This window comes from Mucilaginibacter sp. P5_A4 (assembly GCF_056400605.1).
Genome location: NZ_JBFUKX010000033.1, coordinates 24,810 through 36,857 on the forward strand (window position 1 = coordinate 24,810; position 12,048 = coordinate 36,857).

Below are 12,048 nucleotides of genomic sequence, written 5' to 3' on the forward strand. Positions count from 1 at the left end.
GCAAACCTAGCTCAATCTCAATCAATCGGCTAAAAGACTACGGATGTTTCGCCCAACTGATAAGTTATCGAGATTGATCTTGTAAGTCTATTTCAAATCGTACTCCTGGGTGACTGTCAAATAACTTTTGCGCCATTGCCTTGCCCACAGGGGAAAACCATCTTTATACGTGTATCTGGCATTTACTTCACATGACCAGCTATTGTTAATACTCTTGTGCAATATCTTCCATGTGAATCAGTATATTGCACTCATTGGAGAGGTAGTGACCAGGTATATAATTACCTCTAAATTTGTCCGGTTTCTTCAGACTTAAGTCTTTCTTGCTTAATCCTTATAGGCTCTATAAACATTGTTTTTGCAGTTTAATAAGAACCTTATTTGATAGGGCTGAAAACTTAATACTTTTAAAAGGCACTCAAAATGGTCATTTAGCATTGTGCCTGCCAAATTGTAGCTTGTATGCTCAGTGCACTTGTAGTATAAATTATTTATTACATAAGGCCTTTATGCATTATCTGCGCCAGCCAGGTTATTTTGCTTTCAAATTGCGGAAACCTGCCGAAAAGAATGATTTCCTGATCAAAGCTCTTGAAAACCGTTTGTAAGGTCTCTGCCAAAAACTGGCTGTCTTCCTCGTTTAGTTCTGCTATTTCTTTATTCTCCATGGCCCAGCTGATCATGAGCTTCACGGCCAGGATCTCTTCTTCAGACATAATGCGCGACTGCATGATCAGCAGCGAGGGGTCTTGCCTCATGTCTTCTATAATCAACTTATATTTTAAAACCATTTCACGCAGGCGTTTAATTTTTACCTCGTTATATGATTCTATATTGGCGGAAAAAGAACGTCGCTTGCTTATTGTGGCTTTACTTTCCTCCAGGCATCGGGAAAATATTTTGTGACATAACGCATCAAGTACCTCTGTTTTATTCTTAAAATAATGATAAAGTGTACTTCGGCCTTTTTTGCATTCATTTGATATATCCTGCATTGACACCCTTACAAAGCCGTAACGCTCAAATACCGTATCGGCTGCCGTTATGATCTCTTCCCTAATGCTATCGTTTTGATCTGCTTTCATGATTCGACAAAAATACAAATTTTGTTGGTGACTTTTTTGTCAATAATGAGTTGCCAGATCATGCGAGATTAATAATATGACACAATTATTAAAAAACCATAAAAACAAATATCGTATAATTGTCGAAAATATTAAACAAGTTATTTAATCAAATATATTTCCATAACGAGGAGAAAAATTAAGTAATAAGTTCATATTTTACCTTTTTATAGCCCGGCGCGATGCGATTTGGGGTTTACAAACAGCGAAATAACAATCGACAAAAACACAAATAATGTTCAATTTAATTATATGAAAACCAAACTTACACTTGCAGCAGCGATGATGGCCGCTATCTGGATTTCCGGCTGCTCAGGCAAAAAAGAGCAAAAGAACGGGCCGGACACGTTAGCGGTAAACGTATTCAATTTGAGTGCGGAATCCATGTCAACCACAGACCGGATCGTTTACGATGGAACGCTTGAAGCTGAAAAGACAATCGATTTAAGCTTCCAGGTTTCCGGAACTATTCTGTCCTTCCCGATACTAACCGGCGATTACGTTAAAAAAGGACAACTGGTAGGCGCTGTAGATGAAACAGTATACCGTAACCAGTATAACGCGCAGTTGGCGCAGGTTAAACTTGCCGAAGAAAACTATATCCGTATCAACGATGTATTTAAAAAAGGTAGCATTTCCGAAATAAAAATGCTGGAAGCCAAGTCAAATTATGAACAGGCAACCTCTGCCGCGCGCGCAACTTATCAGAACATAGCCCATACACACCTTTATGCCCCGGTAAGCGGGTATATTGGTGAAAAGAAAGCCGAAGCAGGGGCTGTAGCCAACCCCGGGCAGCCGGTTTTGCAGCTGCTGGATACCCGTTCGGTGAAGGTGCTGGTTGCGGTGCCCGAGAGTGAAATTAATCACTATAAAGCAGGAACCCCGGCTACGATAAAAATCGACGCGTTAGGGGATCAGCCTTTGCAGGGCAAGGTATCCGAAGTTGGCGTTTTAGCGCTTAGTGGCAGCGCTAATTATAACCTTAAAATATCACTGGCTAATAATGATATGAAGTTAAGGCCCGGCATGCTTTGTAAAGTGGTGTTTAACAAAAACGCCGGTGCTGTCGCCCCCTCTAATGATGTTAAAGAAGTTATTGTTCCTGTGCAATCCGTTCAGGTAGATGAAAAAGGAGCCAGCTTTCTCTATATAGTGGACGCAGCGCATAAGGCAGTGCGGAAAGGCGTAACTACCGGCCAGCTTTACAGCAATGGTATTGCCATCCAGACCGGACTTGCCGGTAATGAGCAGGTGATCACCTCAGGTTACCAGAAACTTGCCGATCAAACCCCTGTCATTGTCAGTAAATAAGCCCATATCATGAAAAAGAACTCAAATTTAATTGAATGGGCAATGGAGTACCATGTATTCCCGCTTGCGCTTTCGGCCATACTCGTACTGCTTGGTTTATCCGGGCTTTTCAATATGCCACGAAACGAATTTCCAGATTTCACCATCAGGCAGGGTCTTATTGTGGGGCAATACCCGGGCGCTTCATCCAAACAGGTAGAAGAGCAGCTGACTAAAAAAGTAGAGGAGTACCTTTTTAGTAATAACGAGGTTAACAAGAAAAAAACTTACTCCTTTTCGCGGGATGGCGTGATGTACATCTTTGTTGAGGTAGCGGATAACCAAAATGCCATCCAAACCAAAGCGTTTTGGAATAAGATTAAAAACGGGATGCTAATACTGCAAAGCCAGCTCCCTAAAGAGGTTAAAGGGTTTTATATCGACAGTGATTTCGGCAATACCTCTGCCATGCTGATGGCAGTAGAATCCAAGACACGGCCCTATAAAGAACTGCTCCGTAATGTAGAAGACATAGAGGCAGAACTAAGGCAGGTACAGGATGTTGCCAAGATATCCCATACAGGGAACCTTAACGAACAGATCACCATTTATGTAGATAATAATAAACTGCTGCAAAAAGGGGTATCTGTTAATAATGTGATGCAGGTACTGCAAAATGAAGGCGCAATTAATGCCACCGGTAAAGTAGAAGGAAAGGTGGTAGATGAGCCCATTCATTTAAGCACCTACTATAAAACAGAGGCCGAATTGGCTGAACAGATCATCAGGCAGGATGCCAATGGTAATTCGGTACGCCTTCGTGATGTAGCTACCCTGAAACGTGAGTATGACGAGCCGGACAGCTATGTAACCTCCAACGGTACCAAATCCATCGTGATATCGCTGGAAATGATCACAGGTAAAAACATTGTGCTGTTTGGTAAAGAACTGGAAGAGCATATCGAAAAAGTAAAGCAGCACCTGCCGCCCGATATTCAACTTGTAAAACTGGCCGATCAACCGGAGGTGGTGGATGATTCGATCAGCCACTTTATGAAAGAGTTTGCTTTTGCGCTTATCGGCGTGGTGTGTGTTGCATTGCTGTTGCTGCCCTTTAGGGTTGCCGCAGTTGCTGCAGCAACGATCCCGATTACCATAGCCGCAACGCTGGGTATTATGTATATGGCCGGCATAGAGCTGGATACCGTTACGCTTGCCGCGTTGATCGTGGTGCTGGGGATTGTGGTTGACGACCCTATTGTGGTAATTGATAACCACGTAGAAAAGCTGGATCATGGCATGTCTGTTTGGGATGCCGCCATTAGCAGCGCCAAGGAATTGTTTCCATCGGTGTTTACTGCTACGCTGGCCATATCAGCAACCTTTGTACCGCTGGCATTTTTTATGACCGGCACGGCAAAAGATTTTATCCGCCTGTTCCCGGTAACGATCATGATCGCTTTGACACTGTCGCTGATAATCTCCATGATGGTGGTGCCATTTTTCAATACGCTGTTCATCAAAAAAGGCTTGCTGCATAATAAGGCGGATGAAAAAAGATCTTTCCTGGACCGGTTGCAGGATTTCTTTAATAGCCATATTGGTAATTCTATGAAACACTACAAGTTAACCGTGTTTTTTGCGGTGCTGTCGGTAGTGATCGGCATAGGCATTATGGGTGTATTGCCGCAGCAGTTATTCCCTAAAGTAGAGCGAAACCAATTTGCAATGGAGATCTATCTGCCATCGGGCTACAGGCTTTCGCAAACAGACAGTGTGGTGAAGGGAATGGAAAAGATATTAAAGCAGGATAAACGTATTCTTAATTATACCAGCTTTATCGGGAGTAGTTCACCGCGTTTCCACTCGGTATATGCGCCAAATCTTCCGTCAAAAAATTATGCGCAGATCTTGATCAAAACAGTATCTGAAGACGCAACCGCAAAGGTAATTGTTGACTATCAGCATAAATACAGTAACCTGTTTCCGGCAGCTTATGTTCGGATGAAACAATTAAACATGATCAACGCGCTGGCACCTATCGAGGTAAGGATCAGTGGAAATGATATTCCAGCCTTAAAACAGGTAGCTAACCAAGTTTTAGCCATTGGTAAAACGCATAAACAGGTTACCTGGGCCCGGACAGATTATAACGAGATACAGCCAACCCTTAAAATAGATGTAAAAACAGCGGAAGCGGCACGGCTTGGATTAAGCAAGAGCGATATTGCCAATGCGGTAGCTATGCATTCGGAAGGGATTACGGCCACACAGGTTTGGGAAAACAATTACGCGGTAGATGTAAAGATCAAATCGCCGAAAGCTTCCAGGAGTGATCTATCGGCATTGCGTGACCTGAATATCGTGTCCCCGCAAACAAAATCTCTAATACCCCTAAGGCAGGTAGCAGACGTAAACCCGGAGTGGAATGATGGCCAGATTGCCCGCAGAAACAGTGTGCGTACGCTGACGGTACGTATGGACGTAACCCAGGAAGCTGTTGCAAATGCCGTATTGATGGACCTGCAACCGGCCATCGAAAAAATAAAACTTCCCGCAGGAGTGGAATTGCGTTATGGCGGCGAATTGGAATTGCAGGGAGAGAACCAGGGCCCGATGGGTACCGCGCTTGGTGTAAGTATCATATTTATATTCCTGATTTTATTATGGCACTTTAAACACCTTAAACATGCCCTCTTAAGCATTACCACTATGCCATTAAGCTTATTGGGCGCTTCTTCCGGCTTGCTGATCATGGGCTACCCGTTTGGCTTTACCTCATTCCTTGGTTTGCTGGCACTTTGCGGAATTGTAGTGCGTAATGGTATCATCCTGATAGACTTTGCAGAAGAACTACGATTACATGAGGGTAAATCTGTTTTTGAAGCTGCAAAACTTTCTGCAGAACGCAGGATGCGGCCGATCTTTTTAACCTCTTCGGCAGCGGCTGTCGGTGTAATCCCGATGGTGATCAGCAGGTCATCTTTATGGGGACCGTTGGGTACGGTGATCTGTTTCGGGTTGCTGTTATCCATGTTGCTGACCTTATTCGTGCTACCAACGCTGTATTGGCTGTTTTTCCGCAAGGAGGATCAAAAAATACCGGCAAACAAAACACCGGAACCTGTAACCGCATAAGCTCATTATCATGAAAACACTCCTAATTTCAATATTTATTTTTACATGCCTGCAGGCTGGCGCCCAGCAGCATATTATATCCCTGCAGGAAAGTAAGCAGGCCGCCATTGCTTACAGTTACGCATTAAAAAATGGCGAGCTGAGGATAAGCTCAGCCAAAACTGATGTAGCTGCAGCCAAGTCAGATTATCTCCCATCAGTTAGCGCAACCGGGGTGGGTTTATTTGGGTTTAAAGATTTCGTATCGGCCGCGCCGCCATTATTAGAAAAAGGCATCAATAATTTTTACCTGTTTGGCGTAACCGGTACAGAATCCCTTTATGCCGGCGGCAAAATTAAAACGGGTAACCAGTTAGCGGCATTGCAGCTACAGGTTAGCCAGATCAGGAAAAAACAATCAGCAGATTCTGTGATATTACTTACCGAGCAGAAATACTGGAACCTGGTAAACATACAGGAACAGCAGAAAACCATACTGGTCAATGAAGCATTGCTTAACGCAGTACTAAAAACGCAGAAAGATATGCTGGCATCCGGTCTGATAGCCCGGAATGACCTGCTGAAAGTAAAAGTTCAGCTTAGCCAGCTGCTGGTTAATAAAAGCAAGCTGCAGAACGGCCGCCGGGTGGCCCAGTTGGATTTTTCCATGTATACAGGTATCGCCTTTGATTCACTTATGGTGATGCAGGACACACTTAATAAAAACAGCACCCCGGTATTGCCTGCCTTGCAGCCTGATACCAACCTGGTTCGCAATGCTAATTATCAGTTATTGACCAAACGTATAGCCGGTGAAAAGCTACAGACCCGGTTAGCCAACGGCGACAACCTGCCGAGTCTGGCAGTCGGTTTAAGTGCATCGCAGACGGGGTCGATCAACAGCGGAATCGGGAGTAACTTTGCACCCGCCAGCTTTGTCACTCTGAGTATTCCTATCTCCGGCGGTTTATGGGGCCGCGGCAAGCAAAAGATGCGGAAACAAAAGATCAATGAGCAAATAGCCCAAAACGATTTCCAGGACGGGCAAAACCAGCTGAGAGTGGGCATTATACGTTATTGGTATGATATGCAGGATCAGCTTACACAGATCAGCTATGCAAAGGATAACCTGGAGCAGGCTACCGAAAACCTGAAGGTTAACCAGGACAATTACAAAGCCGGTTTAGCTACAATCTCTGAGGTACTGGATGCCCAGACTGCTTACCAGCAAGCTTCAAGCACTGTTGCTACTGCATTTGCTGATTTTTATGTGAGGTCTGCCATATATAATTATGTTACCGCAAAAACCGAAAATCAACCCTGAAGCCGGCTTTTAAAAAAGGCATCCTTGAAGCGTTAGAAGCAACAACTAAAGCAACCAAATGGAAGATAAAAGAAAACATCTGATCGATCATGCTATTGAGCTTTTTATCAATCATGGTATAATCAGTGTAACGATGGATGAACTGGCGAAGGCAGCCGGCATGTCAAAGAAAACCGTCTATCAATTTTTTGCCAATAAAGCAATCCTTGTCGAAACTGTAGTTGAGCAGTTGATCGGGCAATCTAAAAGTATCATCAGCTCAAATATCGATGCCTCTGATGACCCTGTACAGGAGTTGGTTCTTCAACAGGGTCTTTTTAAACATTTGATCGCCTTGCGGTACCTTTTTAACGAGCTGATGTTAAAAAGGTACCCCAGGGCGCTGAGAGCGCTTTATGAATTTAAAAGCAATTACCTGAAGATGATCATTGAATCAAATTTATCAGACGGCATTGCAAAGGGGATCTATCGGCCGGGCCTGGATGTCCCGGTCACAGCCGGCATCTACGTATCGGTAACAGACTTTTACCTGTTTAATCATTTAAAGTCCCAGGCTGATATATTTGAAGCGCTCAAACTATTTATCAACGGTATAATTACTAACGAGGGGCGTCGTCTCTTCTCGAACTATAATAAGTAAGCAAACGGTCTCTTTGTAAATTTTTGCTACGCAGCCCATACCACTATGTGATATTTTGGTTAATCTCCTGGATTGCAATTACTGTCATCTTCATATCATAAAGAACAAAATATACTAAAAAGTATTTTCAATTAAACTTTTTAGTATATTTTTGTATCGTAAAATTTATTGACATGCTTACTAAAGCCGAAAGAACAAAACAATTTATCCTGGAAACAGCAGCCCCTATTTTTAATCAGAAAGGGATATCCGGCGCTAATATAGACGACGTGCTTGCTGCCGCAAAACTGACTAAAGGATGCCTTTACGGTCATTTTGAAAACAAGGAAGATCTGGCACTTCAGGTTGTTGATTTCATGCTGAATACCAACGGCGAAAAAATGTTATTAACTATCAGCAAGGGTAAAACAGCGAAGGCTAAAGTATTTGCCTTTCTCGATTTTTACAAAGATCCTTTGAATACTTACCTTAAAGGCGGATGTCCTGTATTTAATATTGCGGTGGAATCTGATGATAATTTTCCGGCCATTAAAGAAAAAATTGAGGGAGTCATTCGGCGCGGGCAGGAATTGTTTGTTAGCATTTTAAATCAAGGCATTGCCGACGGTGAATTTTCTGGCCAGCTTGATCCGGCCGTTTATGCGTTCAAAGCGGTGGCTGCTGTTGAAGGAGCTGTTGTTATGTGCAGGGCGATGAATACTGCAAAACCAATGGCCGGTTTGCTCAGGAGCCTGAAAGCGGAATTGGAAAGTTATGCAATATGATTTTTTTGATGTAAAATATACTAAAAAGTCTTTTTTTGATATTAAACGTCGTTTAAAAGCCAAGCCTAACTTATTGCAATAATTAATAAAACACATAAAGCCGTAACAAAATATACTAAAAAGTCTAAAATAAAAAAATCATGGAATTAAAAGGAAAAACAGTATTAGTCACAGGGGCCTCATCGGGCATCGGGCTGCTTGTCGCCAACAAGCTCCACGAAAATGGCTACCAGGTAATCGGCACAAGCCGGGATCCGGAAAAACACCAGGCAAAGTTACCATTTAAGGTACTGCCATTGGATTTAAATGATGACAATTCCATAGCATCTTTTGGCAAGCAGCTGTTTAGTCACATCAAACAGTTAGATGTGCTGATCAACAACGCAGGTTACTTAGTAAACGGACTTGCCGAGGAAACCCCTATTGAGTTAGGCAGGCAGCAGTTTGAAACCAACTTTTGGGGAACCATCAAATTAACTAACGAGCTGCTACCCTACTTCAGGAAGCAAAAACATGGAAAAATAATCACTCTCGGTTCCCTGCTGGGCTTATTGAGTCTTCCAAATGTGGCCTACTATGCGGCTTCCAAACATGCCCTCGAAGGTTATTTCAAGTCGCTCCGGTTTGAATTGAACCAGTTTAACATCAAGGTGGTTATGGTTGAGCCGATCAGTTTTAAAACCAATATCGGCGAAAGTGCAACTATTGCAACAGGAACGATCAGGGACTATGATGCGTTCCGGAAAAAGGTGATCGCCTATACCAAAAAGTCATTTGATAACGCCCCTGAACCTACACCGGTTATTGATACTTTACTGCGAACAGTGAAGGAAACAAATCCAAAGTTTAGTTACCCTGTTGGAAAAGGATCATCAATTGTACTCCTGCTTCAGCATTTTGCCTATAAGGTTTTCGAGAAATCCATTCTGAAATCTATTAACGCTTCAAAATAGAATTAACATCAAAAATTAAAATCATGCAATTAAAAGGAAAAACGGTATTGATCACGGGTGGTGCATCAGGTATCGGGCTGGAAGCAGCCAAACAATTTTTAGCCAATGGTGCCAGTGTGATCATCACCGGCAGGAACCAGGCGAAACTGGATGCGGCCAAAAAAACATATCCGGCTCTAACTGCTATACAAAGCGATGCCGGAAATGAAGCAGATGCAAAAGCTCTTTACAATAAAGTGAAAGAATTGGGCGGTATTGACATCTTGTACAATAATGCTGCTGTGCTCGTTCCACCATCAAATCTGGGTTTTGCAAATGACAAACATCTTGAAGGTGCTGCCTACGAAATGGAAGTTAATTATCTGGGTGTAATAAGGCTGAATAATCTTTTTCTGGAGATGCTTAAATCCAGAAATGAAGGGGCGATAATCAACACTACCTCAATACTAAGTCTGGCTCCTTCCCTAATTGAGGCTACCTATTCTTCATCAAAAACAGCACTGGCCTTCTATACTATATCATTACGTGAACATTTAAAAATTATCGAGAGTAAAGTAAAAATATTTGAACTGATCCCGCCACTTGTTGCAACAGAGATGACTGCAGAAAGAAACGATAAAAAAATATCTCCGGAGAAAATGGTAAAAGGTCTTATTTACGGTTTATCAAAAGACAATTACACTATAAAAGTAGGCGATGCAAAACTATTTAGTTTGATTAACAGGTTTTTTCCGAAAGCTGCATTTAATATACTTAATCCCAAAAAAAGTAATGAACTTTTAAAAAATAAAAAATGAAAGCAATAATTTTAAATGAAGCAGGCGATGTTGATAATCTAAAATATATAGATATCTCAAAGCCAACAATTAAAAGTGATGAGGTACTGGTAAAAATAATTTCATTAAGTATCAATCCTGTCGACTATAAAGCAAGGTCAAACAGTGGTGCATTATCCTGGCTTTTTGGAGAAGAGCGACCTGTAATTTTAGGTTGGGATTTGTCGGGAACAATAGTTGAAATCGGAGAAAACGTGACGAATTTCAAAATCGGTGATGCAGTTTTTGGAATGGCAAATTTCCCCGGCAAAGGAAATGCTTATGCAGAATTTGTAGCAGTTCCATCAGCACATTTAACTTTAAAGCCCGCCAATATTTCTTACCAGGAAGCGGCATCAGCTACTCTTGCTGCACTTACGGCCTGGCAAACTTTAGTAAAAAAAGGAAACGTTAAAAAAGGAGACAAAGTGTTAATTCTCGGTGCTTCCGGTGGTGTAGGGCACTATGCTACACAAATAGCCGAGCACTTTGGAGCTTATGTATATGGCACTTCATCAGCAAAAAACAAAGACTTTGTTTTACAAAATGGCGTAGATAAACACATAGATTACGTAACAGAAAATTTTTCGGAGTTAGTTTCTGAAGCTGATTTTGTGCTAAATACAGTTACCGATGGTGATATTATTTCCAAAGCAATTGATGTAACAAAAACGGGCGGAACTATTGTTACAATTTCATCATCGAATATTTCCAACGAAGATATTGATAAAGCAAAATTAAAAAGTGTGGACCTATCATTTGCACTTGTAGCATCATCAGGCACTGATATGTTGGAAATTGCACAGTTAATGGAAAAAGGAATATTGAAATCGCACGTTTCTAAAACATTTTCTTTTGAGGAGATGGGTGAGGCCCATTTGTATTTAGAAAAAGGCAGGACTGTTGGCAAAATTGTAGTAAATATTAAGTCTTAGCTAAAGCAGATCTAAAGGATAAAAATCATAAACAAATTAAAAAATGAAAGCATTCATTATAGACAAGTATAAAAGCAAGGATGGTGGGCGCATTGGGCAAATACCCGTCCCTGTACCACAACCGGATGAAGTATTGATAGAAGTACATGCCGCTGCAATCAACCTGCTGGATTCCAAAATCAGAAACGGGGAATTTAAACTTATTTTGCCATATAAAACACCATTCGTTTTGGGCCATGACGTTGCTGGCGTTGTAACTAAGGTCGGGGCACGTGTTCAACAATTTAAAGTTGGAGACGAGGTTTACGCCCGGCCGGCGGATCATCACATTGGCACATTTGCCGAGTTCATTGCTATTAAAGAAGCCGATATTGCGCTTAAGCCAAAGAAATTGAGCATGGAAGAAGCCGCATCCATCCCCTTGGTGGGCCTGACCGCCTGGCAGGCACTGATTGAAAAAGGGGACCTGAGGAAAGGGCAAAAAGTTTTCATCCAGGCTGGTTCCGGCGGTGTAGGCACATTTGCCATTCAGCTGGCCAAATACCAGGGCGCTACGGTGGCTACAACCACGAGTGCAACCAACACCTCGTTAGTAAAAAGCCTTGGTGCAGATGTTGTTATTGATTATAAGAAAGATGACTTTGAGAAAGTTCTGAACGGTTACGACCTGGTTTTGAATAGCCAGGACGGAAAGACGCTCGAAAAATCGCTGAATGTTTTGAAACCAGGTGGAAAACTCATCTCGATCTCCGGCCCGCCTGATCCTGACTTTGCGGCACAAATCGGAGCTCCCTGGTTTGTGAAATTAATCATGCGCCTTTTGAGCTCTGGAGTAAGGCGAAAAGCAAAAAAGCTTAATGTGCGCTTTTCTTTTCTATTCATGAAAGCAAACGGTTCTCAGTTAAAAGAAATTACCGCTCTTATAAATACTGGCGCAATAACACCGGTGATAGATAAAGTTTTCCCGTTCGAATCGATCAAGGAAGCAATGGCCTATGTTGAAAGCGGCCGTGCCAAAGGAAAAGTCGTTGTTAAAATGAAGTAATGCTTAAACAAACGGATTTCAAATAGAAATATAAACCT

The 12,048-nt window shown here is 42.2% G+C and carries 10 protein-coding genes; 9 read left to right on the top strand and 1 reads right to left on the bottom strand.

Going from position 1 to position 12,048, the window contains the following annotated elements; genetic code table 11:
* Positions 1–494: 494 nt before the first annotated feature.
* A complete protein-coding gene (locus AC1DQW_RS18325) occupies positions 495–1,085 on the bottom strand; it encodes a TetR/AcrR family transcriptional regulator (RefSeq protein WP_477455400.1) in 591 nt (196 codons plus the stop codon).
* Positions 1,086–1,376: 291 nt separating this feature from the next.
* Here AC1DQW_RS18325 and AC1DQW_RS18330 point away from each other — a divergent pair, with 291 nt between their 5' ends.
* The 9 genes from AC1DQW_RS18330 (at position 1,377) to AC1DQW_RS18370 (ending at position 12,010) form a co-directional block, all read left to right on the top strand.
* A complete protein-coding gene (locus AC1DQW_RS18330; RefSeq protein ID WP_477455401.1) occupies positions 1,377–2,438 on the top strand; it encodes an efflux RND transporter periplasmic adaptor subunit in 1,062 nt (353 codons plus the stop codon).
* Positions 2,439–2,447: 9 nt separating this feature from the next.
* Positions 2,448–5,555, top strand: a complete 3,108-nt coding sequence (locus AC1DQW_RS18335) for an efflux RND transporter permease subunit (protein ID WP_477455402.1) — start codon at positions 2,448–2,450, stop codon at positions 5,553–5,555.
* A gap of 10 nt (positions 5,556–5,565) precedes the next feature.
* Positions 5,566–6,858 (top strand): TolC family protein, encoded by a 1,293-nt coding sequence (locus AC1DQW_RS18340; RefSeq protein ID WP_477455403.1) that lies wholly within the window; start codon positions 5,566–5,568, stop codon positions 6,856–6,858.
* A gap of 58 nt (positions 6,859–6,916) precedes the next feature.
* Positions 6,917–7,498, top strand: a complete 582-nt coding sequence (locus tag AC1DQW_RS18345) for a TetR/AcrR family transcriptional regulator (protein WP_477455404.1) — start codon at positions 6,917–6,919, stop codon at positions 7,496–7,498.
* A gap of 173 nt (positions 7,499–7,671) precedes the next feature.
* Complete coding sequence (locus AC1DQW_RS18350) at positions 7,672–8,262, top strand: TetR/AcrR family transcriptional regulator (RefSeq protein ID WP_477455405.1); 591 nt, start codon at positions 7,672–7,674, stop codon at positions 8,260–8,262.
* Positions 8,263–8,402: 140 nt separating this feature from the next.
* On the top strand, positions 8,403–9,215 hold the full coding sequence (locus tag AC1DQW_RS18355; protein ID WP_477455406.1) for an SDR family NAD(P)-dependent oxidoreductase: 813 nt from the start codon (positions 8,403–8,405) through the stop codon (positions 9,213–9,215).
* A 23-nt stretch (positions 9,216–9,238) separates the two neighbouring features.
* Complete coding sequence (locus AC1DQW_RS18360; protein WP_477455407.1) at positions 9,239–10,012, top strand: SDR family oxidoreductase; 774 nt, start codon at positions 9,239–9,241, stop codon at positions 10,010–10,012.
* A complete protein-coding gene (locus AC1DQW_RS18365; RefSeq protein WP_477455408.1) occupies positions 10,009–10,965 on the top strand; it encodes an NADP-dependent oxidoreductase in 957 nt (318 codons plus the stop codon). Before AC1DQW_RS18360 ends, AC1DQW_RS18365 begins: the two co-directional genes overlap by 4 nt.
* Before the next feature lie 43 nt (positions 10,966–11,008).
* A complete protein-coding gene (locus tag AC1DQW_RS18370) occupies positions 11,009–12,010 on the top strand; it encodes an NADP-dependent oxidoreductase (RefSeq protein WP_477455409.1) in 1,002 nt (333 codons plus the stop codon).
* Positions 12,011–12,048: the final 38 nt, after the last annotated feature.

Coding starts and splice junctions, on each gene's coding strand:
- AC1DQW_RS18325 (WP_477455400.1), bottom strand. CDS start 1,085: ATGAAAGCAGATCAAAACGATAGCATTAGGGAAGAGATCATAACGGCA.
- AC1DQW_RS18330 (WP_477455401.1), top strand. CDS start 1,377: ATGAAAACCAAACTTACACTTGCAGCAGCGATGATGGCCGCTATCTGG.
- AC1DQW_RS18335 (WP_477455402.1), top strand. CDS start 2,448: ATGAAAAAGAACTCAAATTTAATTGAATGGGCAATGGAGTACCATGTA.
- AC1DQW_RS18340 (WP_477455403.1), top strand. CDS start 5,566: ATGAAAACACTCCTAATTTCAATATTTATTTTTACATGCCTGCAGGCT.
- AC1DQW_RS18345 (WP_477455404.1), top strand. CDS start 6,917: ATGGAAGATAAAAGAAAACATCTGATCGATCATGCTATTGAGCTTTTT.
- AC1DQW_RS18350 (WP_477455405.1), top strand. CDS start 7,672: ATGCTTACTAAAGCCGAAAGAACAAAACAATTTATCCTGGAAACAGCA.
- AC1DQW_RS18355 (WP_477455406.1), top strand. CDS start 8,403: ATGGAATTAAAAGGAAAAACAGTATTAGTCACAGGGGCCTCATCGGGC.
- AC1DQW_RS18360 (WP_477455407.1), top strand. CDS start 9,239: ATGCAATTAAAAGGAAAAACGGTATTGATCACGGGTGGTGCATCAGGT.
- AC1DQW_RS18365 (WP_477455408.1), top strand. CDS start 10,009: ATGAAAGCAATAATTTTAAATGAAGCAGGCGATGTTGATAATCTAAAA.
- AC1DQW_RS18370 (WP_477455409.1), top strand. CDS start 11,009: ATGAAAGCATTCATTATAGACAAGTATAAAAGCAAGGATGGTGGGCGC.